At 47.1% G+C, this 22,129-nt stretch carries 21 protein-coding genes; 5 read left to right on the top strand and 16 right to left on the bottom strand.

What is annotated here, in order from left to right; all coding sequences use genetic code 11:
* Positions 1–12 precede the first annotated feature (12 nt).
* The 8 genes from PPM_RS11375 to PPM_RS11340 form a co-directional block, all read right to left on the bottom strand.
* Positions 13–837, bottom strand: a complete 825-nt coding sequence (locus PPM_RS11375; RefSeq protein WP_014599717.1) for a thioesterase II family protein — start codon at positions 835–837, stop codon at positions 13–15.
* Between the two features lie 805 nt (positions 838–1,642).
* Positions 1,643–2,620 (bottom strand): class II fructose-bisphosphatase, encoded by a 978-nt coding sequence (gene glpX / locus PPM_RS11370; protein WP_014599716.1) that lies wholly within the window; start codon positions 2,618–2,620, stop codon positions 1,643–1,645.
* Positions 2,621–2,764: 144 nt separating this feature from the next.
* Positions 2,765–3,568, bottom strand: coding sequence for a pyruvate, water dikinase regulatory protein (locus PPM_RS11365; RefSeq protein WP_013370995.1), 804 nt, complete (start codon positions 3,566–3,568; stop codon positions 2,765–2,767).
* A 13-nt stretch (positions 3,569–3,581) separates the two neighbouring features.
* The gene (locus tag PPM_RS11360) at positions 3,582–4,277 is read right to left on the bottom strand and encodes a helix-turn-helix transcriptional regulator (RefSeq protein ID WP_013370994.1); all 696 of its coding nucleotides are present in this window, start codon (positions 4,275–4,277) and stop codon (positions 3,582–3,584) included.
* A gap of 157 nt (positions 4,278–4,434) precedes the next feature.
* The gene (locus PPM_RS11355; RefSeq protein WP_013370993.1) at positions 4,435–5,646 is read right to left on the bottom strand and encodes an ABC transporter permease; all 1,212 of its coding nucleotides are present in this window, start codon (positions 5,644–5,646) and stop codon (positions 4,435–4,437) included.
* A complete protein-coding gene (locus PPM_RS11350) occupies positions 5,643–6,362 on the bottom strand; it encodes an ABC transporter ATP-binding protein (protein WP_013370992.1) in 720 nt (239 codons plus the stop codon). Before PPM_RS11350 ends, PPM_RS11355 begins: the two co-directional genes overlap by 4 nt.
* A 6-nt stretch (positions 6,363–6,368) precedes the next feature.
* Positions 6,369–7,829: an efflux RND transporter periplasmic adaptor subunit gene (locus PPM_RS11345; RefSeq protein WP_013370991.1), complete on the bottom strand. Its 1,461-nt coding sequence runs from the start codon at positions 7,827–7,829 to the stop codon at positions 6,369–6,371.
* A 13-nt stretch (positions 7,830–7,842) separates the two neighbouring features.
* Positions 7,843–9,006: a TolC family protein gene (locus PPM_RS11340; RefSeq protein WP_013370990.1), complete on the bottom strand. Its 1,164-nt coding sequence runs from the start codon at positions 9,004–9,006 to the stop codon at positions 7,843–7,845.
* Between the two features lie 319 nt (positions 9,007–9,325).
* On the opposite strand from PPM_RS11340, the gene PPM_RS11335 reads away from it, so the two are divergent.
* Entirely contained in the window at positions 9,326–9,514 is a 189-nt protein-coding gene (locus PPM_RS11335) for a hypothetical protein (RefSeq protein WP_013370989.1), read from the top strand.
* 144 nt (positions 9,515–9,658) lie between these two features.
* Here PPM_RS11335 and PPM_RS11330 read toward each other — a convergent pair whose 3' ends face one another.
* Together PPM_RS11330 and PPM_RS11325 are read right to left on the bottom strand one after the other, a co-directional pair.
* Complete coding sequence (locus PPM_RS11330) at positions 9,659–9,982, bottom strand: MGMT family protein (RefSeq protein ID WP_013370988.1); 324 nt, start codon at positions 9,980–9,982, stop codon at positions 9,659–9,661.
* A gap of 116 nt (positions 9,983–10,098) precedes the next feature.
* A complete protein-coding gene (locus tag PPM_RS11325; protein ID WP_013370987.1) occupies positions 10,099–11,259 on the bottom strand; it encodes a rhamnogalacturonan acetylesterase in 1,161 nt (386 codons plus the stop codon).
* Positions 11,260–11,591: 332 nt separating this feature from the next.
* Here PPM_RS11325 and PPM_RS11320 point away from each other — a divergent pair, with 332 nt between their 5' ends.
* The 4 genes from PPM_RS11320 to PPM_RS11305 all read left to right on the top strand — a co-directional run bounded on the left by PPM_RS11320 (position 11,592) and on the right by PPM_RS11305 (position 15,341).
* Positions 11,592–12,017 (top strand): CHRD domain-containing protein, encoded by a 426-nt coding sequence (locus PPM_RS11320; protein ID WP_013370986.1) that lies wholly within the window; start codon positions 11,592–11,594, stop codon positions 12,015–12,017.
* Between the two features lie 198 nt (positions 12,018–12,215).
* Positions 12,216–13,406 (top strand): acyltransferase, encoded by a 1,191-nt coding sequence (locus PPM_RS11315; protein ID WP_013370985.1) that lies wholly within the window; start codon positions 12,216–12,218, stop codon positions 13,404–13,406.
* 111 nt (positions 13,407–13,517) lie between these two features.
* Entirely contained in the window at positions 13,518–14,219 is a 702-nt protein-coding gene (locus PPM_RS11310; protein ID WP_013370984.1) for a response regulator transcription factor, read from the top strand.
* A gap of 15 nt (positions 14,220–14,234) precedes the next feature.
* Entirely contained in the window at positions 14,235–15,341 is a 1,107-nt protein-coding gene (locus tag PPM_RS11305) for a sensor histidine kinase (protein ID WP_013370983.1), read from the top strand.
* 15 nt (positions 15,342–15,356) lie between these two features.
* Here the strand turns inward: PPM_RS11305 and PPM_RS11300 are convergent, their stop codons facing one another.
* From PPM_RS11300 to rhaI, 6 genes are all read right to left on the bottom strand, one after another.
* A complete protein-coding gene (locus PPM_RS11300) occupies positions 15,357–16,112 on the bottom strand; it encodes a LutC/YkgG family protein (protein ID WP_013370982.1) in 756 nt (251 codons plus the stop codon).
* Entirely contained in the window at positions 16,105–17,625 is a 1,521-nt protein-coding gene (locus PPM_RS11295) for a LutB/LldF family L-lactate oxidation iron-sulfur protein (RefSeq protein WP_013370981.1), read from the bottom strand. Before PPM_RS11295 ends, PPM_RS11300 begins: the two co-directional genes overlap by 8 nt.
* The gene (locus tag PPM_RS11290; RefSeq protein WP_013370980.1) at positions 17,622–18,350 is read right to left on the bottom strand and encodes a (Fe-S)-binding protein; all 729 of its coding nucleotides are present in this window, start codon (positions 18,348–18,350) and stop codon (positions 17,622–17,624) included. Before PPM_RS11290 ends, PPM_RS11295 begins: the two co-directional genes overlap by 4 nt.
* Positions 18,351–18,516: 166 nt before the next feature.
* Complete coding sequence (locus PPM_RS11285) at positions 18,517–19,275, bottom strand: DeoR/GlpR family DNA-binding transcription regulator (protein ID WP_013370978.1); 759 nt, start codon at positions 19,273–19,275, stop codon at positions 18,517–18,519.
* A 20-nt stretch (positions 19,276–19,295) separates the two neighbouring features.
* Positions 19,296–20,771: a rhamnulokinase gene (gene rhaB / locus PPM_RS11280; protein WP_013370977.1), complete on the bottom strand. Its 1,476-nt coding sequence runs from the start codon at positions 20,769–20,771 to the stop codon at positions 19,296–19,298.
* On the bottom strand, positions 20,768–21,988 hold the full coding sequence (rhaI, locus tag PPM_RS11275; protein WP_013370976.1) for an L-rhamnose isomerase: 1,221 nt from the start codon (positions 21,986–21,988) through the stop codon (positions 20,768–20,770). The genes rhaB and rhaI overlap by 4 nt, the downstream gene beginning before the upstream one ends.
* Positions 21,989–22,129: the final 141 nt, after the last annotated feature.

The raw sequence follows: 22,129 nt of genomic DNA, 5'->3' as shown, positions 1-22,129 counted from the left end.
TGTGTGGGACAGTCAACTCTGCCTGAATCGTGGTTGTGGAGTGCTTGTGTTGCAAGCTGTATGAGCTGCCGCAGTGTGGGCCATCGGCGAGGATGCGGAAAGAATGTCCTCGACTGCACTCATAACCTCTTGCTCTTGTTCATGGATGAAAAAGTGATTGCCTTCGAACATCCGGACATCCATAGGTGACATCGTATGCTGCTGCCAGGCACGGAGTGAGTCTGTGCTAACCTCAAAATCCTTCGTTCCCCCTAGAACCGTCATCGGGCATGCCAGTGGATTTCCCGGCTGATAAACATAAGTTTCACATACCTTAAAATCTGCACGCAGACGAGGCATAATAATTTGCATCAATTCTGCATTTTGCAGCACCTCTTCGGGGGTGCCCTGCATCAAACGGAGCTCTTCGGTGAAAGAATCATCTGCTAAATCATGGAGTCGTTTTTTGGAGTATGGAATATGAGGGGCGGATTTGCCAGATACGATGATATGCACAGGTAGTTTTCCTGTTTTGCTGTACAACTGCCGTGCTGTTTCAAATGCAATCAGTGCCCCCATGCTATGTCCAAAAAAGGCAAACGGCTTATGCATGTATGGAGCCATAGCGGGAACCAGCGATTGAACGATGTCTTGAAGGGTTTCCATTGGAGCTTCAATGGAGCGGGCCTCACGTCCTGGGAGTTGTATTGGCAACACAGTAATATCAGGTGCGAGCCTGGACTTCCAAGAGTTAAATATGTAAGCACCGCCGCCGGCGTAGGGGAAGCAAAATAGTTGGAGTTTCGCAGTTGGTTGGACCTCTGTTTTCGCGAACCAAGATTGTGATCGAGTCGTCATATGAATTCCTCCATCCTCTATGAAGTAATAATTTTACAATAAATCCTTATATATCTTTTTTTCTTCCAACACTTTCTAGCTTTTTTAAATATACAAACTTTAAAACGGCTTGACATGGGACAAAAGTTCTAAATTACTAGACTTCATAAAAATAAACCAAAATCCATATTATGCTATTTGTTTCCAAACTACAAAAGCAACAATTTTACTTTTTCGCTCATTATCTGCCCATCACGATCTGCAAATTTGGCTTAAAACATAATTTCACATTTTCACGAACATTGTAAAACTAAAATCATTTTGATTTACAATTACGCCTAAAGCCCTTGTCCTATAACAATTTTATCTTTACATGCCTTTAACATAAATGTAACAAATTCAACCTGATATCATCCGACAAATTCCGACTTTTTCCGCACCTCCCTTCAACCTCCTATATAATGGAACTAATTTAAAACAACCACACACAAACCCAAATTAATAACTCTTTAAATTTTTAATAAACAGGGTTTTTATATAGTTTCAAAGAACTATATAATGCATAATTTTTTTTGACTCTTCGTCTAAAAAAATTAGTTTGAATTGATTTTTTCTCTTCCAAAGCTATGTTTTTTCTTTTCAAGCCCTAATAGAAACGTTTCAATTTCACTTCAAAAGTGCCTGTTTTTTAGAAATTTATATCCTTGCTTTTACTCTTTTATCCCCAAAAAACAGTAACAGCAAGTCTCCCTTTAGTCAGAGACTTGCTGTTTTATAAGTTTATTATGATTGAATTCACCAGTGAAGGAAGTCTTGACTTCAAATTTCAAGAGGATGCCGCGGCTGCAAGCGTACCGGAAGAATCAGCTGTATGATGAATACTTCGCACGAAACGAATCGTTTTTGTATCTGAATGCATTACAACTGAATGGGTTTCAGCTCTGTGACCAGGCAGAGAACGAACCCCCTGCAACCACTCACCAGGCGTAACGCCTGTAGCGACAAACATCACGCCTTGGCGTCCGACCATGTCCTCCATCGACAGCAACGCCCCTGGATCAGTAATACCCATGCGTTTGCAACGTGCAATCTCTTCTTCTCCATGAGGAAGCAGACGGCCTTGTATTTCTCCGCCCATGCATTTCAGCGCGGCCGCGGCCAATACACCCTCAGGAGCACCGCCAGAGCCAATATGCAAATCTACACCGCTATCCAGGCAGGTTTCAATTGCGCCCATCACATCCCCATGACCAAGCAGCTTGATCCGAACGCCGCTTTCCCGCAGAAGCTGGATAATCCCGGCATGCCGTGAACGATCCAGAATCGACACCGTAAGATCGGACAAGGATTTCCCCAGTATGCGCGCTGCTTTTGACAATGTAGTCGGAATCGTGTCTTCTAGTGACAGCTTTCCAGCCAATGCCGGACCAACAGCTAATTTTTGCATGTACATATCCGGAGCGTGTAGTAGACTACCACGAGGTGCAGCAGCAATGACCGACAGTGCGTTATTCAAACCGTTCGCCACCGTTTCAGTCCCTTCGAGAGGATCAACAGCAATATCCATGGCCGGCCCTCTGCGATTGCCTACTCTCTCCCCGATATACAGCATGGGAGCCTCATCCATTTCGCCTTCACCAATCACGACCGTGCCGTCCATGGATACCGCATTAAAATGAGTACGAATGGCTACTGTTGCCGCCTCGTCCGCGCTATTCTTATCTCCACGCCCTGTCCATTGTGCCGATTGCAGTGCCGCTGCCTCTGTTACCCGAACGAATTCCAATGCCATTTGACTCTCCATACCTATCCCTCACCTCTCCTAAAAATAATTGTTACCCACAGGCAAATAATATTTCACGGCAGCTTTGCTGCCATTTTATATTTACACTCCTGTATCCCGTGATTCATATTTTCTTTATAAACGTTGCTTCTAAGTTGCTTCGCTTTATAGCATTCTGACAATCAAGCCTGCTGTCTCTTCAATTGCTTTATCTGTAACATCAATGACTGGACAATTCAGCTCTTTAAACAAAGACTGCGCATACGCGATCTCCTCTTCCACCCTCGTCGCTGTAGCATACTGCACATTATTAGGAAGCCCCATTACCTTCAGTCGTTCACTGCGTATTTTCAACAGTAGCTCCGGCTGGATCGTCAATCCGAACACTCGGCCACGCTGAACATCCTTCAACTGAACAGGTGGTGTCAGCTCCGGTACAACCGGTATGTTGACTGTTTTATAACCTTTATGTGCGAGAAACATGGATAAAGGAGTTTTGGAAATACGAGACACGCCAAGCAATACTATATCTGCTTTGAGAATAGCGCTCACATCTTTGCCATCATCGTATTGAACTGCAAAATCCAGCGCCTCTACACGCCGAAAATAGTTGTCGTCCAGTCGGTGCAGTAGGCCAGGCTTCTCTTTGGGATCGTTATGAAACGTATCGGCAAACGCCTGCATCATCGGTCCCATAATATCGACAGCCCGCACATTCAGCCGAACAGCCTCCTCTTTCATCGCCTCTCTCAATTCCGGCTGTACCAGCGTATAAGCTACAAAGCCTTTACGCTCGGCAACTTCCTCCATTACCCGACTCAGCTCGTCTTCATCCCTCACATTCATAAATCTTTTGATCTCTGTGTCTGGTAACTCAAATTGGCGCATGGTCGCCTGTACAACAGCTTCTGCCGTCTCACCTATCGAGTCTGAACAGATCGCTATAAAATGACTGCTCGCCTGAACCATTCGATTCCTCCCATTAATCCTCTGCTACCATATCGAGCAACATTTTAATAATATTTGTCTTTGTAATACGTCCCACGACTTTCCAGTGCTCTCCTGGTTTGTCAGAATCCGAAGGGACGACGACAGGCAGACTGTCGATTTGACGGGCAATAATTTTGCGTGCTGCCTCTAGTACGGTATCCTCTGGGGAAACAGTGACCACATTCGCCTGTCGGGTCATCACAAGACTGACAGGAATGGTTGCTGCATTGGGATTGCCTAACGTGACCTTGAGTAAATCCTTGCGGGAAGCCACCCCTGCCAAATTTCCGTCTTCATCGGTGACGATCAAATTGCTCACATTTTCCAAAAACAGAGCTACGACAGCTTCCTGAATTGTGGTTGTTTCACGTACGATGACTGGAACCCCGTGAAGATCACCGACCTTCATTTGCAAAAGCCGGAATTTTTCCTCCCGGTTCGGCGTACCCCGCTTTCCAACAAAATAACCGACCTTGGGCTTAGCATCTATGTAATTCAAAATGCCCAATTTGGATAGGTCGGTCCGAATGGTCGCCTTACTGAGATTAAGCATTTCCGCAATCTGGTCACCCGTAATCGGGGCATGCTTTTGTACGATGTTTAAAATTTCTACTTGTCTTGCCGTAAGGTCGATGATGAACGCCCCTCCTTTTTTGCTTGCGATCTGATATGGAATATAATACGTCATATATAATAATAAATCAACCTAAAAAAAACATATAAAACATCACATATATAAAATTAAAGTGGTTATTCATGTTTTTTTATCATTTAAAACACTTATTCCATACAAAAAACGGGCGCTTTATCCCCCCTCTTTCGAGTAAGGCAAAGCACCCGCTTTCCTATTCGTATCTTAAAGCATCAATCGGACGCAGCTTCGAGGCTTTGCGCGCCGGATATACTCCGAACAGCACTCCGACTCCCATGCAGCACAAAAAAGAGTACAGTACTGGCTCTATCGAATACACAATCGGCATTTGGACGAATTTCTCAAGCAGCTTTGCACCCCCAAGACCCACCATAACGCCGACCAGTCCACCCATTAGACTGAGAAAAACAGCCTCAGCCACAAACTGCAGCATAATATCACTGCGTTGCGCACCAATCGCTTTGCGAATTCCGATCTCCCTCGTACGCTCCGTGACAGACACCAGCATAATATTCATAATGCCAACACCACCAACGCCGAGCGCAATTGCAGCTACACCAATCAGCAGCATATTCATAACCCGGTCAACCCCGGACACTGTTTTTAAGATTTCCGTCTGGGTCATAATTTGAAAATCATCGCCCTCTGATGGCTTTAGCTCATGTCTGACACGCAGCACCTGCCGAATTTGAGCACTTGCCTGATCAATCTTGTCCTCCGTTGTTGCAGAGGCATTCACCTGCTGAATGCTCATATTACCTAGTCGTTCCATCCCCGTTGTGATTGGCACATAGACCTGCTGTCCGCTATTATTCATATTTGAATTGGAATTAGCCAGCACACCAACCACCTTAAAGGGCAGTTGTTTGATCATAATGATCTCACCTACCGCTTTGGAAGCATCCGGGCCAAAAATATTACGGGCCGCATCACTCCCCAATACAGCCACATTCAATCGTTTATCCACTTCATAGTGGGTAAACGATCTGCCCTGAGCGAGCGACAACTTTCTCACATGAACAAATCCCAGCGAGGTCCCCTCGATTTGCCCGCTGACCTTATTGCGACTCCATGTAATATCTGCATTGGTCATCGCACTTGGCGCCACCTCGGCTACTGCTTTTTGCTGCTCTAGTGCCTCAATATCCTCCAAAGATATTCCTTTCGTCTGGTTGAACGACATGGAACTTGACCCATCATATGGAGCATAAGGATAGATCATCAGCAGATTATTTCCCATACTATTGATCTGCGATGTAATTGTAGCGGTTGATCCTTTACCGATGGCTACAATCGCAATCACAGCGGCTACTCCGATAATAATACCCACCATGGTCAGCAAGGATCGCAGCATATTGGTTCGCAAACTATTGAGCGACACACGAATAATTTCCTGAAACTTCATGCCTTCACTTCCTCTGCCGCCATTCTTCGTTCCTCAACAGGCTGATCCTTTTCAATCCGCCCATCTCGAAAATGAATCAGACGCTTGGCGTATTCCGCAACCTCTTGATCATGAGTAACCAGTACAACCGTTTTCCCCTGATCGTTCAGACGCTGAAAAATCCCCATGATTTCCACACTTGTTTTGGAGTCCAAAGCTCCTGTCGGTTCATCCGCTAAGAGAATAACCGGATTGTTCACAAGTGCCCGCGCAATGGATACCCGTTGCTGCTGACCGCCTGACAATTCATTTGGCCTGTTGTTCATCCGATCGCCTAGACCTACGCTTGTGAGGGCATCCATAGCCCGCAAACGACGCTCCTTGGCAGAAACCCCCGCATAGATCATAGGCAGTTCCACGTTTTCCAGAGCTGTGGATCGTGGAAGTAAATGGAATTTCTGAAATACAAATCCGATTTTCTGATTACGTATAATAGCCAGTTCATCCTCGCGAGCATCTAAGATCGAATATCCATCCAAATAAAATTGTCCTGATGTAGGTAAATCCAGACAGCCGATGACATTCATCATTGTGGACTTGCCTGATCCAGACGGTCCCATAATCGCAACAAAATCACCGTCAGCAATATCAAGTTGAACCTCACGCAGAGCATGAATTTCCTGATCTCCGACATGGTACACTTTTTTCAAACCCTCAATCTGAATAACATATCTCATGCCCGTTTAAAAGCCTCCCTGCATGCCGCCCATTGCGGAAGGATCTGGCGGAGGTTCAGGGGCAGGCACAATAATCGTGTCTCCCTCCTTAACACCGGACTTAAGCTCTACTCGGTCTGGCGTGTAAAATCCGAGTTCTACGGGCTTGAATGTGCGTGCCCCCGGATTCGCAGCGTTATTAGCGGAAACATACACGCCATCCTGTCCTCCTTCGGATCTCAGGGCAGTCGCAGGAACGAACAGTACATTTTTGTGGACTCCCAAAATAACGGCCACATTCATAATCATGCCTGTTTTAAGCTTACCTTTCGGGTCATGAACAGACAGCTCCATCAGATACGTCGTCATCCCTTCATCCGTAGAGGCTTCCGGTGAGACAAATTGCACCTTGCCTGGAAACGATTCACCCGGATATGCATTGGTCGTCAACACAGCCGAAAGCCCCTTTTTGACCTTGACAATGTCGTTCTGACTTACCTTCACAACTACCTTAAGATCGTTAGAATCCGAGTTATTCATGACAATAAATGGAGCCGTCGGACTGGTTCCCACATCCCCGTTAACCTTCAAGATCACTCCGTCCCACGGTGCCGTGACCTGAAGCTTGTTCAGTTCATTTTTTTTCTGCTCTAGCTCAGTCGCCAGTCTTCGCACCTCTATCCGTGAGGACTGAATACTCGATGCATCAGCCGGAACCTGAGTCTTGCGAAGCTCAGCCAATGCGGCACGGTAGCCGATTTCAGCCTCTGAAATGGTACGACGTTTTTGCGATATAATCTTGCGGAACTGTAAATCTAGATTATCATAGTCCGTTTGTGCTTTATCCAATGCTTGCTCTGCCTGCTCCAATTCACTGTTGGATACAGCCCCGGCATCATGTAAAAACTTTTGGTCTTCATATGCCTTCCGCGCTTGCTCCAATTGCTTTTGGGAAGCTTTCTTCTGACTTTCGGCCTCTTCCAACTCAAATGATTCTTGCGCTGTATCGACAGCCATTTTGGCCCGAAGTACATTTGTTTTCTGAATTTCAATATCTTCCGCCTTCGGACCCTTCTCCAATTCAGCCAACTTGGCTTTGGATATCTCTAAAGAATCAGACGCACTTTGAATTTGCATTTTAATTTCTGAACTGTCCAGAAGCGCCAACACTTGCCCTTTTTTGACCTTGTCCCCGGCTTTCACGTTCACCGCAGCCAGCTTGTTATCGCCTGCACTCGTAAAGTTCAGTTTCACTTCCTTGGATGCTTGCACGGTGCCGGACGTGTCCAGCTTCTCGCTCACATCGCCGCGCTCTACTTTAAACGTCTCGTCCTGAACTACAGGTGCTGCCTGCTCTTTCGGCATATTCAGATATACTGCTGCTCCGCCTCCGCCTACAACCAGTAAAACAATCGCAGTCCAGATCCACTTTTTTCTCCGTTTTTTCCGTAGCTTGATTAAAGCATCATTTAAAACCGTTTCTGCCAACGCCTTTTCCTCCCTATGTGCTCCATGGCTTGTTCAACGTATACTCATTTTGATCCAACTCGATCGCCAGCTCTTCCATTTGCCGTTCAATCTGGTTCACTTTCAACTGATTATTTTTCAATTCCATCTCGATAACCAGACCTCTGGCCCACTTTTTGCGTGATAATTCCAAGGCTTCTTTTGCCGTGCGCAAACTTTCCTCCAACTGTACGTATTTCTTTTGGTTTTCCTTAACCGTGGCATACAAATTACGGAGTGATTCGGCAAAATCCTTTTGACCTTTGGCAAGCTCCTCTTTAGCTGTATCGACATCCATTTTAGCTAGATCGTAAGCACCGGCGCCGTTGTTAAAATCAAAATATCTTACATTAAGTTCCGAAGTTTTGATACTATCCTCCAGCTTCCACAAATTTGGATTCATGTCTGTCAGCTGTTGTATATGTAATTCGATATCCAGCTTCTTCGGTTCTTTGTACACAGGTCGATCCACCATTTCATAGGCTGTCCCGTTAGGCTGTCCCATGAGGAAGTTGAGTGCATCTCTGGATTTTTGCAACGCAATTTTTCCCTGCTCGACCGCTTGCTGCGCCTGGGATCTGGCTTGTGTACTCTCATTTTTCGCATATTCAGACAGCTTGCCGCGCGCAAATTTGGCAAGTGCAATCTTTTCCTCCGCTTGGGCGATTTCAAGCGCCTCCAGATCATTTTTCACCTGATTCTCTGCTACAAACACACTTTGGTAGCTTTTCATTACATTAAAATAAATCTGGTCTTTGGCATATTGCGCCTGCTTTTTGCTAGCTAGATAGGATAGTGTCGAAGAACTGTAATTCCTCCAGGACGTTTCATTATCCACATACTCATTGTCTATATAATCGATAGGTGAATTGCCCAGCTCCTTTTCTGCATTTTTCAGTTCAAGTCTGCGACGCTCTACATCCCGCTCTGCGGTACGCGTATTGTAGCTGTTCGTCTGTGCCCATTCCACTGCTTGCTTGAGCGTTAATGGAGGTAGAGCCTGTCCCGTTACGGATGATGTCTTCGCCGTAGCCGCAGCAGATGAATTAACTGACACATTTGCTGAAATGCTTCCTGATGAACTGTCAGCCTGTGCAGTGGTAACCAAGCCTGTAGAAAAGGACAATACAAGCAGCACGGCAGCCGCTTTTTGCTTCATAAATGAATCTCTCCCCTTTCGGTGCATCTTTCGAATCTTTTCCATTCTTTTCGACATAAATTTCCACGAATTCCTTGCATTCTAATTGTACTTTCAGGTTTATGTTGGTACAAGGTGTCAAAACAATACATTTTTGTAACCTTTACTGCCAGACTACTCGTTGTAAACTACTTTACGTCCCACCAGACATAGATTTAAGCTGTTTTTACCTGAACTTTACCTAAATTTCAGCTAATTTTAAGGAAACCAACAGCATCTATTAAGGTTTGGAACATATAATAGAGAAAGAATAACAGCCGCTCACTAGGAGGGTTAATAGATGATAAAAGAATCTCGCATGACAACTACTAACGAACCGTCTGATTTGTGGATGACTCGCTTTCTACGCGAATCAGAACAAAAAAAGAAACAACTCATTCGGGAAGCCCGAAAAAATAATGATATACCGCTGATGAACAGTATTTCTTTTCACCTTGCCCAGCGTGACCAGCAGCATCTGATTGGATAAGCTTACTGGGAAATCTAGTGCTATATATGAACGCCATTCTTCATTAATCTACATGATACGCCAGTTTAAAAAAGAGACGGGACAAATCAAAACTATGATTTGTCCCGTCTCTTTTTGGCGAGGATTTAGACTAGTGTTCCTCGCCTATTCTTCCGTCTCCGTCTGCGGATGATAAAGATATTGATCCAGCGGGATACGTCCGTTTGCATTAAACTGTATGCCCTCCTCTTCCAAGTACAGGCGCTGCAGGGAGGCGGATTCATCCTCCTGCAAAGCAATCTCTCCCAAGCGGTTGACTACTCTATGCCATGGAAGTCGATGTTTTTGGCTCAGTGTATGCAAAATTCGCACCACCTGTCTAGCACCTCTTGGGCTTCCGGCCTCTGCCGCAATTTGACCGTAAGTCATTACTTTTCCCTCAGGGATCAGCAATATAATCTGAAGCACACGGGCAGTGAAAGGCTGCATGTTCTAATTCCTCCGCATTACTATTGCTTTTTTCCATTATTATAGCACCCTGAACATAAGCCAAAAACCCCTGTTCCTACAAATGTAAGAAACAGAGGTAAAACCAGCATTGAAATTTAGAATCCACTCAGACCCTGTCTTTTTAAATCGTGTGCTACTAATCGCGCCAGTTGCCTTGCTCCTGCAAAGTTTGGATGTAGTGTATCACCGTTCATATACAAAGCCAGCGTAGCTTCTTTGCCAATAGAAGTGAAATAAGCTGAACTGAGCACATTCAGATCGACTAAAGGCGTTTGTTCCTCTTGAGCCAGCGCCAAAATAGCGCTTCTATACCATCTGTTTTCTGCGTTGTGTACATTGTTAGCATTAAAGTCAGTGGCTCGTCCTTGCGGTGTTGACAGAATTACCGTCGCCCCCTTAGCCTTCACCTGCCGGATCATATCTCGCATCCAATCCTTAAACTCCGCTTCGCTTTCGTTATGCTTTGGATTGGTGTCATTAATGCCTAATTGGAGAATAAAATAATCCCCTGGCTTGATATATTGAACGATAGCCTCCAACTGACCGTCCTGATGGAATCCTCTAGCAATTTGGCCCCCTGACGCCATATTGCGGATTTGAAAAGTATTCGTGTTTACAAACTCTGGCAGCAGTTGACCCCATCCTGCCTGCACGCTGCTATCTAGCGGATAATAGTTACATACCGTAGAATCCCCGCCGATATAAATCGTGCGATTCGTAGCTGGATTGCTAGACAATTGCCTGATTTCCAGTGCACTAAGTGTGAAGACCGCGCCCTCTTTGCCTTCAGTAATCAGTAGATTTAACTGTCCGTCTGTCACTGGAATTTGAAAGCGATCCTTGGCCCCATTCCCTGTCATATTTATGATCTGATACACCCCTTCGGCCGCAACACTCGAACGGGAAGTATTTCCTAAAGTAACCGACACCTCATACAAACCTGGAGGAAGATCGACGTCAAAAGTATTCTCGCTTTTCGTACCTGTAGTCAGGAATTGTACCGCATCACTTGCCACCCCAGTCCCCGATGCACTGACATTACGCATATTCTCAGGGGTACGAAAGCCATAGCCACGTGCTGAGTCATAGGACAGCGAAGCGCTCACTCCGGTATAACCCGTTTCGACCGTACCTCCACCAAAATCAAACTTGTACTCGCCATTGGATGCATGTGCCGGAGTAGCTATACCCACCCCTGGCGCACCACATAAAAAAGCTGCTAAAAGCATACCAGTCAATCCTTTTTTCCACTTCATTCTTCATTCCTCCTCCAGATTTTTAATTGTAAGAAGCAAAGAATATTCGATGTAAGCGCATACATAAAATTCTACCAATGGTTGCACGGTTGTACCTATGTAATTCTTATGCAAATAACAAGTTGACGTAGCCGAATAAACAACAGGATCCGTTATCTGCGTACCTCTTACAATAGTAATTGTAGCCCAACTAAATCAAGTGGAATTTGAAGAGATATAGTTCCCTTTAAGCAGAACCCGTAAACACACAACTTCTGATGAATAGGCAAATGTACAGCCCTTTCTCTGGTTCTGTGAATACACTAAACCAACACTGGGAAAGGAGGGACGTAATGTCTAATAAGTTTAGAGCCACGTTGAGGGGGGCTAATGAAGTGCCTCCTGTCAGAACAAATGCGACAGGAACTGCGGAATTTCGTTACCGTCCAGCGAGCCAGCAATTAAGCTTTGAACTGACGGTCCGCAATATTTCACGAGTAACGGAAGCGCACATTCATCTGGGACGAAGAGGTCAAAACGGACCTGTTGTCGCTACCCTGTTTGGCCCTTCGAAGTTTGGGATTACCGTAAGAAGAGGCGTCGTTACCGGCGTGCTGCGTGCATTTGATCTTACTGGTCCGCTCAGAGGCAGAACCATTAATGATTTGGTATGCCAAATCAGAGAGGGCAACGCCTACGTCAATGTCCACACGATCCGTCATCCGAACGGTGCCATTCGTGGACAAATCAGACGCGCACCTATCAAACGTTGCAAATAACGAATGGACATGAGTACTAAAAGAACTTCCATGCTGCTCATTTTGAGCCTATGGAAGTTCTTTTTCTTAATTCTTAACAAAAGTTAAGAAGTTCATAAGCGATTCTTAAGCCACTCCCTTTCAGATTGTTAAGAACTTTATCTTTTAATAGAAAGAGTTCAACAAGATACTGTTCACTACTGAAAGGAAATGAAGCTTATGAAGCCTACGACCAAAGAGAAAATTCCCGAATTACAGTTGGTCAGAGCCATGGCGATTTTAGCCGTCTTAATGGTACATGCCACTTCTTATGCAACGGTTCAACTTACACATTCCAGCCTTTATGTTGTATATAATGCGCTCAATGTGTTGATGAAGTATGGTACCCCTGTATTTATCGCGCTTAGCAGCATGGTACTGTTCTACAACTATAAGGATCGTCCAATGGGACGACAGCTTTTGAGCCGCTTTTATAAGCAGAGATTGTTGTATATTCTCGTACCTTATGTCATGTTCTCTCTCTTTTATTTCATCCTGTCCCTTATGGCTGGCAGTAACGAACCATGGAGTATAACTACACTAGCGGAAAGTTTTGCTCTGAAGCTGGTCACAGGCAAAGCCTACACCCATTTATATTATAGTTTTATCATGATGCAATTCTATCTTGCATTTCCATGCGTACTGTGGCTGTTTCAGCATTATCGGCAATTTCCGCAATGGTCTATTGTCATTGGGCTGCTGGTACAGTGGGCATTTATAATTAGCAATAAATTTCTCTTTCAGGTTCAAAATAAAGGCAGCTGGGCGCTGTCCTATGTGGCCTGTTACATGATGGGCGCTGCTCTCGGTTACTATTATCCCCAGCTCCGAACTTGGTTTCTGATGCGTAAAGGGGAACGAAGCTTTGTCAGCGTGCTGACCTGGATTGCAATTTGGGCTTTATGGCTGATTTCAGCCATCATTCATGTCTATATGTGGTATGAAAATAGAATGTACGGAACTTCATACAATTCGCTGGTTTTTGAACTTATGTATAATATGTACAGCCTGTCTAGTACGCTGGTTTTGTTACAGATTTCCTTTCTCATGTATAGGAGACAACATTCCATTGTCATTCGCAAGCTGGAACGTCTGGGTACCCTGTCCTTTGGGGTGTATCTCATCCATCCGTTTTTCCTGCTCCTGTATCGGCAGTTTTCACCACACATCGGTTCGCCGCAGCTTATTCATGTGTGGTACGCTGGAGGTTTTTTCTGTGCACTTCTTTGCTCTTGGCTCGTCGTGTCGTTCATCGCCCGCTTCCTGCCATGTGCGTGGATTTTGTTCGGTCAGCTACCGGGTACAGGAAAAAGGAACTTCAAGCAAGAAGAGCGTATGTCTTCGCCCGAAACGTTACTATTCAAAGGCTGATGATACCCGACAAACGACCTGAGAAGAGTGTCCATAGCCTCCACCGCCAAAAAGGTATATAATACGCCCATATTGTATACTGCTGGAAAGAACAGAAAGGGTGCGCGGGCCATGCATAACGGAACCATTTTATTAGTAGACGATGAACCTGAAATAATTAAGCTCATGCAAATATATTTAGAAAATGAAGGATATCGCTTGCTCATGGCACGGGACGGACTGGAAGCGCTGGAGCAGGTTAATCGGGAACAGATAGATGTGATGGTGCTGGATGTGATGATGCCCAACATGGACGGGATTGAAGCCTGCATGAAAATCAGGGAAACCGAACATTTTCCGATCATTATGTTGTCTGCGAAGGGACAAGATATGGACAAAATTACAGGGCTTAGCGTTGGGGCCGATGATTATGTCACCAAGCCGTTCAGCCCGCTGGAGCTAGTGGCACGCATCAAATCCCAGCTACGTAGAGTACGGAAGTATACCCATTCCTCTTCTGTATTGGAGCATGAAATGGTACTGGATGAACTCTCCATTAACACTGTTACGCATGAAGTCACTCTCGCTGGAGAATCCGTAAAGCTGACTCCGCGTGAATTCGCCATTGTTGAGCTTTTGGCTCGACACCGGGGGCAAGTGCTGAGCATGGAGCAGATTTACGAGAAGGTCTGGAAGGAGCAATATCTGGAATCCAACAACACGCTAATGGTTCATGTGCGTAAAATTCGCGAGAAAATTGAGACTGATCCGAGAAAGCCCAAATACCTGAAAACAGTGTGGGGCATCGGCTATAAAATGGAAAAATTCGATTAATGGAGGACTTGCGTCTTGAAGGCAAAACGATATGATACGCTGGGATGGAAGCTGGCAGCTCTTAGCCTTGCTGCCTTCACTTTAACTGGACTGATTTTAATGGTGTTTTATTATGGAGCGTCTTTGCTGTTATGGCTGAATCCCTCCCGTTCATTTTTCGGCACCCGGCTGATCCGCTGGACCGTAAATCATATTGGTTCCTCACTGATCATGCTGGTGAGCGGGCTGCCTTTATATATTTATTTCTTTTTCCTTTTTACCAAAAATACGATTGGCTATCTACGCGAGATTACGAAAGGGATGCAGAAATTCGCGGACGGAAATCTATCCTATTCGATTCCGGTATCTTCAGCGGATGAGCTGGCAACCTTGGCGAAAAATATGAATACCATGGCAGACAAGCTCCGTCTCTCACTAGAAGAAGAACGGGCTTCCGCCAAGGCCAAAAACGACCTGATCACTGGCGTATCCCACGATCTTCGCACCCCGCTAACATCTGTGATTGGCTTTTTGGAGTATATTGAAACCGACCGCTACCGGGACGAAATGGAGCTGCGCTACTATGTAAACATTGCTTATGAAAAATCGCTGACGCTGAAAAAGCTGATCGACGAATTGTTTGAGTACACGCGTGTGAGCGGTGGTAGCCTGCCTCTGGAGCTGAAGCCTGTAGACCTCGGCAAATTGCTCACTCAACTTGCTGAGGAATTTGTACCCTCACTGGAACAGGCGGACATGTCTTATCGTGTCCGAATCGTTGAGCCTGTGCGGATATTGGCCGACACGGACGAGCTGGTACGCCTGTATGAAAATTTATTTTCCAACGCGATTCGATATGGAAAGGATGGCAAACGTTTCGATATCACCATCGGACGTGAAGGCGATGAAGCGATAGTGATCTGCACCAACTACGGTGCCCCGATTCCACAGGAAGATGTCCCGCATCTGTTTGAACGGTTTTATCGAGTGGACAAATCACGCTCCAAGGAAACCGGAGGCACCGGGCTGGGTCTTGCCATTACCAAAAGCATTACTGAGCTGCACAATGGCCGCATTTCGGTTAGGAGCAGTCGCAGACAAACGGATTTTGAAACCCGTTTTCCGCTCTATCGCGCCCGTTAGACGGGCAGTGTAACGCTAACCAATCAACAACGTATAAACGATACCCGGTCCGTGTACGCCGATCGTCAAGTCATTTTCAATATCGGACGAGCGGCTCGGTCCAGTAATAAAATGAATGCCTGCGGGCAATTGCTCGCGCCCTGCTTCGTCAAAGCGGCTTAAAATCTCGCCCAGTCGTGTTCGCAGACGCTCCACGGGCAGGAGAATGATCAGCACGGTCGGCAGCAGACTGACCGAGCGCCCCTTCTCCGGCGAGGATAGCACTGCTACCGAGCCGGTATAGGCGGCGGCCTCATCGGCTATGACCATGCCGATATCGGCCTCCGCGGCGCGTGCCTTCCAGTCTTCGGCTGGATCGGTGTTCCACACCGACAGTCGGACTTCCGGCAGCGCTGCTTCCAACTGGAGCGCCTCCAGGTCCGGCTCATTCTGCCGGACGATATAGACCGCTCCCAGTTCGCGCGCCTTGTGCGCGATCCAGTCTGCCGTCTCCTTCAGATCCGGCAGACGCACGACATGTCCGCCAACACTTGTAAAGTTGGCGGTGAACTCCTCGATGCGCTGCTCCGCACTCCATTCGAATTCGTGCCAAAACGCTGGTGCGCCGCGAAACGGCTGCATCGGTGGCTCCGTCTGCCGCGGACGCTTGAGGCGCGCCGCAATGCCCTCCATAAAGCGTGCCTGCTTGACACGGGATTCTGACAGCATTTGATGAAGCCACGCCTCATGCTCCGCTTTTGCTTGCGCAGAAGGATTACGCTGTTCATTCATGCTGCACCCCTCCTTTTCTTCTATCCGCCAAGATCGTCTCCATTCGGCTGAGAATGTCCCGATGCATGACCTTGCGTTCCTGCTCCAGCTCACGCGCCAGTGTGTTCCAGTGCTGACGGAAGGATTTTTTTGCCAGACTAGGGGCCACACGGTACGTATTCCAGCCTTTTAAGGGGCCGAGCTTAAGAGTAATTTCTCCCTTACGAACGACCGCTTTCTGTGCGATCTGTCCGAGTCGGATCGCCGCAGCGAATCGCTTTGAGCTGGAAACTACTGACGCAAAACCTTTCATCGCTGCCGTCTCTAGATTATCCCCTTTTCCCGCCTCCACCTTGCGTCTACGCAAATAAACCAGCATATCATGCAGTGGTATTTTGACCGGACAGGCTTCATAACACGCCCCACACAAGCTGGACGCACTCGCTATATCGTTCCACTCTTCGATGTTGCCGTGAAGGGCAGGCGTAAGCACTGCACCAATAGGACCACTGTATGTCCCGCCATACGCGTGTCCCCCAATGTGTCGGTACACCGGACAAGCGTTCAGACAAGCACCGCAGCGAATACAATTTAACAGCTCCTGAAATTCGGGATTGCCTAGCTGAAGCGAACGCCCGTTATCTACGATGATAATGTGCATTTCCTCCGGTCCATCGGCATCCTGGCTGCGCCGGGGTCCTGAAATCCCCGACATATACATAGTCAGCTTTTGTCCGGTAGCGGAGCGTGGCAGCAATGTAGCCATCACCTCCAAATCTGTCCAGGATGGAATAATCCGCTCCATACCCATCAGTGTGATTTGCGTTTTGGGCAGAGTGGAAACCATACGAGCGTTGCCTTCATTTTCAAACAGGACCATGGAACCCGTCTCAGCAATGGCAAAATTGCAGCCTGTCATGCCAATATCCGCATCTAGAAACTTTTCACGCAGCTTTTTGCGGACAAAGCCCGCCAAAATCGTCGTATCTGCGGACAACTCCTCCCCCGCTTCTTTGGACAGCAGCTCGGCAATCTGATAACGGTTTTTGTGAATCGCAGGGATTACGATATGAGATGGCGCCTCTCCTGCCAGTTGAATAATGTACTCACCGAGATCACTTTCAATCGTCTCGATATCCGCACCTTCCAGCGCCTGATTCAAATGCAGCTCCTCCGACACCATCGACTTGGATTTGACGACAGAACGTGCTTGATTATGCGCAGCAATGTCCAGTGTAATGCGTACAGCATCCACAGCTGTGTCGGCAAAATGGATATGCACCCCGTTGGCACGGGCATTTTCTACAAATAGATTTAAGTAATAGTCCAGATGGGCAATGGTATGAAGCCGAATTTGGCGCCCCCGCTCACGCCATTCCTCCCAATTTCCATGCTGCTCAGAAGCTACCCGTTTACCGTTGCGCAGTCGCTCGGTAGTGAAACGAACTGCATTCCGTAGAAAATCGTCATTTAGAGCCAGCTCTGCACGTTCTTTGACCTTTTGGTTCAAAGAATGGGTATGTACAGCGGTCATGCGTGCTTCACCCCTTCATACAGCAGCTCTGCCAGATGCATTACCCGAACTGGCTCTTCCCGATATCTGAGATTTCCGGCGATGTTCATCAAACAGGCCATGTCCAGTCCGACCAGCACCTCAGCTTCCGTCTCCCTGATATGGTCCACTTTTTCAGTCACCATCGCTCCCGAAATATCGGGCATTTTTACCGCAAAAGTACCACCAAACCCACAGCAGTCCTCAGCAAAAGGAAGCGGCACTAATTGCAAACCCTTTACACTGCCAAGCAGCTTCATCGGTTCCTCTTTTACGCCGAGCAAACGTGTTCCATGACAAGACGGATGGTAGGTTACCGTATGAGGAAAAGACGCGCCCACATCGGTCACGCCAAGCACCTGTACCATAAATTGTGTAAACTCATACGTCTTTTGCTCCAGTCTCCGTGCCGAATCCAGCCACTCAGGCTCATCCTTAAACAACTCCGGGTAATGATGAATCATATATGTGCAGGAACCGGAAGGAGCTACAACAAAATCACTGTCATTAAACGCTTTCAAAATCGTTTTTGCAGCAGCCCTTGTTTCATCCCAATAGCCGCTGTTATAGGACGGCTGCCCGCAGCATGTCTGCACCTTGGGAAATTCCAGCTCGACACCATATCTGGCAAGCAAGCGGGCCATCGCTTCCCCTACCTTGGGATAAATCGCATCACTCAGGCAGGTAATAAATAAAGATACCTTCATACGATACACCCCTTCCGTCCATTTTCCAAAAGAAAACTTTCATCATAAGCATAGCTTGCAGCGGGATTCTTACCTATATAGGTCATACTCACCAGAGAATCCCGCTGCAACAGCGATCGTAAGATCAAATGAACCGCAGAGCGACCTCACCCCGGAAACTACATGCTTACACAATCGTAACCGGGATGGACAGCTCTGCGAGCTGACTGCGAATCGGGTCCGACAACCGCGAATCTGTGATAATTTCGGACACTTGCGACAAGTTCACCACATGTGTAAACGCCTGCTGCCCGAATTTGCTCGCATCTGCCAGTAAAATCACGCGATCTGCAATGCTGACCATTTTCTGCTTCAAACGAGCTTGCAGCTCATTCGATTCACTAATGCCACGATCCAGATGAACTCCCTGACTGGAAAAAAACAGCTTATCTACATAATAAGTTTCTAATGAACGCTCTGCGAGCGGGCCTACGAACGATAGTGAACGTTGAAGCAGCTGACCTCCCGTCGAAATAACCTCGATTTTTTCCTTACCTGCCAGCTCTGTAGCTACCCGAATCGAATTCGTCAGTATCGTTAAAGGAATATCCGGCAGACTAGACGCCATATACCAGGCAGTCGTACTGGCATCCAGCAAAATGCGATCATGCGGCTGAATCTGCTTGACCGCTTCCTCAGCAATCCGACGCTTTTCCTCTGCGTTCATAATTTCCCGTACCGCATAGGGCGTTTCAGGCTGCTCGTTTTTGACACTAACCGCTCCCCCATGTGAACGGCGCAGTCGTCCCGCCTGCTCCAGACGATCCAGATCGCGGCGAATCGTTTCTTCCGTTACTTTACATAGCTCACTCAATTCGGACACCCGTATGCTTCCTCTTTCATTCACGAGCTGCACAATCATCTCATATCTTTCTGCGACCAGCATGACAATCTCACTCCACATCTTTAATGTACAAAAAGTCCTGTCACCCGCCGGAACTGCCCGTAGGCATCCTCCCACGCTTCTGACTCGGCAGATTCATATTCCTCTACGGTAATCGAATCCGCAATCACCCGGCGTGCTTCCCATATATCGGCGAACTTTCCCTGTGTCATCCATTGTACCGCAAGATTGCCGATTGCGCTCGCTTCTGCGGGGCCCGCCCATACGGGTTTTTGAATCGAGTTGGCCGTCCATTGGCACAGCAAGCGATTTTGAATCCCACCGCCGACCATATGTAAGCCATTAAAACGCTGTCCTGACACTCGTTCTGTAAGCTCCAAAATGTAACGATACTTTAACGCCAGACTTTCCAGAATACAGCGTGTAATTTCGCCCGGCGTTTCCGGCAATGGCTGCCCGGTATTGCGGCAGTATTGGCGTATGCGTGTTTTCATATCTCCGGCATGCAAAAACAGTTCATCATCCGGGTCAATCAAACAAGTGAACGCTGGAGCCTGTTCTGCCATATGAACCAATTCAGGAAAGGAATAAGAGTTTCCCTGCCGCTCCCACTCTCTGCACGCCTCCTGTAGTATCCACAGCCCCATGATATTTTTTAGCAACCTGTAGGTTCGGCCCACGCCGCCTTCATTTGTAAAATTAAATCGAAGCGTATCATCATTGATAACTGGCTGTGCGGTCTCCGTTCCCATCAGGGACCATGTTCCGCAGCTCAAGTACGCAAAGGACCGCTCTAGCGCAGGCACGGCCGCCACTGCTGATCCTGTGTCATGCTCTGCTACTGCAATCACAGGAATCGCTCCAATGCCCAGATCCGTCATGACCGATGAACGGATTGTACCTGCAACACTTCCCGGCTCCAGTACCTCTCCAAACCAAGAGCGGGGAATGTTGATTCCGGACAAAAGCTCATCATCCCATTTTTGCTGTAACGGATGATATAATTGCGTGCTGGTTGCATTCGAAAACTCATGATACATTTCACCTGTCAGAAAATACCGCAGCAAATCAGGGATCATCAGAAAATGTTCCGCCTGCTCTAGCAAGGGTGATCTTGCATTTCGCATAGCAGCCAGCTGATAAATCGTATTAAACGTCAAAAACTGAATACCTGTACGCTGGAAAATAAACTCTTTTCCCAGTTGTTCCTGTACTTCTTCCATTACTCCATGGGTGTGCCAATCCCGATAATGATAAGGGTTGCCTAGCAATTCTCCGGTTTCTCCAATCAGTCCAAAATCGACCGCCCAGGAGTCAATCGCCAGGCTGGATGGATTCATTCCCATATGCTTGGCTTTGAGCAATCCTTGCTGAACCTCGTGATAGAGACGCAATATATCCCAGTGCAGACGCTCCCCAACCTTGACCGGATCATTGGAAAAGCGGTGGATTTCTTCCACCACGATACGTGAATCTGTCAATTTTCCGAGTAGAACTCTGCCGCTGCTTGCTCCCAAATCATAAGCGAGGATGCTCACCAGCTCGCACCACCCTTGCCTCTTTGCAAAATCTGCGTACCATACTCAGACGCCAAGTAGGCTTTCATTGGATCTGCAGGTAATCCTTGCTCTTCACGGATCGCTTTAAGCAACGGGGCCACATCAAACTCAAATGCTTGGCGTACCGCATCCTCCGCACCCAGCACATCCTGACGGCTCGACGCTTCCTCCACCTCTGCATGATTAATCAAGAGTGCCTTCGCATATTGAGTCTGCACATTCAGTACCGAGCGAATCATGGCCGGAATTTTGGGTTCGATATTGTGCGACTGGTCGATCAAATAAGCAATTTTATCAACGGTATGGCGGATATCTGCATCAACATCCTGAGCTGCGTTCAAAATTTGGTAAAAGATTAAAAACAGCTCATACGGATTGGCAGAACCCACGATCAAATCATCATCCGCATATTTATAACTGTTAAAATGAAAGCCGCCCAGTCGTTTCTCATCCATTAAAAACGCAACAATATGCTCCACGTTGGCCCCCGGCAGATGATGCCCTGTATCCACCAGCACCTGTGCCTGCGGCCCTAACTTGGTCGCATAATGGTACGCCATGCCCCAATCGGCAATATCCGTATGGTAAAAGGCCGGCTCAAACGCCTTGTATTCAATCAGCATACGCATGTCTGGCGTGAGCGCCTTATACATTTCGCTGAGTGCCTCCAACATCCAATTTTTGCGTTTGCGAATGTCCCCCTGACCGGGATAATTCGTTCCGTCTGCGAACCATAAGCTAAAATCGTTGGAGCCCGTTTCCTTTGCAATATCCACGCATTCCAGTAAATGGTTGATAGCCTTGCGGCGGATTGCCGGGTCTACATTCGTAACACTACCGAGCATGTAGTCCTCGTCTTGAAACAGATTGGGATTTACGGCCCCAATCTGCAGGCCAAGACTTTCGGCATGACTGCGAAGCTTACCGTAATTGTCTACTTTATCCCACGGGATGTGAATGGCAACGGACGGACACAAGCCTGTCAAGGCATGAACCTGTGCGGCATCCTCCAGCTTTTCGAACGGATCACGCGGCACGCCCGTTTTCTGAAAGACTTTAAAACGTGTACCTGAGTCGCCATATCCCCAGGACGGTGTTTCTATGCTTAGCGCTTTCAGCTTGGTCTTTACTTGCTCCAGGTCAATACCCCGTTGTTGTTGCTGCTCCTCAAATAAGGCGTACGCTTTGTCACTCATCGTGGTTCCTCCTTGAAAAGTAAGTGAGTTATGGGGGGAGGCCGATCCGCTGCTGACCACCCATAAAGTCACTTTTATTTTAAAGTGTTAGCGTGTATATAAAGGCATTCGCGCGTAAATAAGTTAACACAACTTATTTAC

It is taken from the genome of Paenibacillus polymyxa M1 (assembly GCF_000237325.1).
GTDB lineage: Bacteria > Bacillota > Bacilli > Paenibacillales > Paenibacillaceae > Paenibacillus > Paenibacillus polymyxa_C.
Note: the sequence above shows the minus strand (reverse complement) of the source record. Positions and strands in the feature narration are given on the sequence as shown.

Excerpts from the sequence above, each read along its gene's own strand:
- PPM_RS11375 (WP_014599717.1), bottom strand. The coding sequence starts at position 837 with ATGACGACTCGATCACAATCTTGGTTCGCGAAAACAGAGGTCCAACCA.
- glpX (WP_014599716.1), bottom strand. The coding sequence starts at position 2,620 with ATGGAGAGTCAAATGGCATTGGAATTCGTTCGGGTAACAGAGGCAGCG.
- PPM_RS11365 (WP_013370995.1), bottom strand. The coding sequence starts at position 3,568 with ATGGTTCAGGCGAGCAGTCATTTTATAGCGATCTGTTCAGACTCGATA.
- PPM_RS11360 (WP_013370994.1), bottom strand. The coding sequence starts at position 4,277 with ATGACGTATTATATTCCATATCAGATCGCAAGCAAAAAAGGAGGGGCG.
- PPM_RS11355 (WP_013370993.1), bottom strand. The coding sequence starts at position 5,646 with ATGAAGTTTCAGGAAATTATTCGTGTGTCGCTCAATAGTTTGCGAACC.
- PPM_RS11350 (WP_013370992.1), bottom strand. The coding sequence starts at position 6,362 with ATGAGATATGTTATTCAGATTGAGGGTTTGAAAAAAGTGTACCATGTC.
- PPM_RS11340 (WP_013370990.1), bottom strand. The coding sequence starts at position 9,006 with ATGAAGCAAAAAGCGGCTGCCGTGCTGCTTGTATTGTCCTTTTCTACA.
- PPM_RS11335 (WP_013370989.1), top strand. The coding sequence starts at position 9,326 with ATGATAAAAGAATCTCGCATGACAACTACTAACGAACCGTCTGATTTG.
- PPM_RS11330 (WP_013370988.1), bottom strand. The coding sequence starts at position 9,982 with ATGCAGCCTTTCACTGCCCGTGTGCTTCAGATTATATTGCTGATCCCT.
- PPM_RS11325 (WP_013370987.1), bottom strand. The coding sequence starts at position 11,259 with ATGAAGTGGAAAAAAGGATTGACTGGTATGCTTTTAGCAGCTTTTTTA.
- PPM_RS11320 (WP_013370986.1), top strand. The coding sequence starts at position 11,592 with ATGTCTAATAAGTTTAGAGCCACGTTGAGGGGGGCTAATGAAGTGCCT.
- PPM_RS11315 (WP_013370985.1), top strand. The coding sequence starts at position 12,216 with ATGAAGCCTACGACCAAAGAGAAAATTCCCGAATTACAGTTGGTCAGA.
- PPM_RS11310 (WP_013370984.1), top strand. The coding sequence starts at position 13,518 with ATGCATAACGGAACCATTTTATTAGTAGACGATGAACCTGAAATAATT.
- PPM_RS11300 (WP_013370982.1), bottom strand. The coding sequence starts at position 16,112 with ATGAATGAACAGCGTAATCCTTCTGCGCAAGCAAAAGCGGAGCATGAG.
- PPM_RS11295 (WP_013370981.1), bottom strand. The coding sequence starts at position 17,625 with ATGACCGCTGTACATACCCATTCTTTGAACCAAAAGGTCAAAGAACGT.
- PPM_RS11290 (WP_013370980.1), bottom strand. The coding sequence starts at position 18,350 with ATGAAGGTATCTTTATTTATTACCTGCCTGAGTGATGCGATTTATCCC.
- PPM_RS11285 (WP_013370978.1), bottom strand. The coding sequence starts at position 19,275 with ATGCTGGTCGCAGAAAGATATGAGATGATTGTGCAGCTCGTGAATGAA.
- rhaI (WP_013370976.1), bottom strand. The coding sequence starts at position 21,988 with ATGAGTGACAAAGCGTACGCCTTATTTGAGGAGCAGCAACAACAACGG.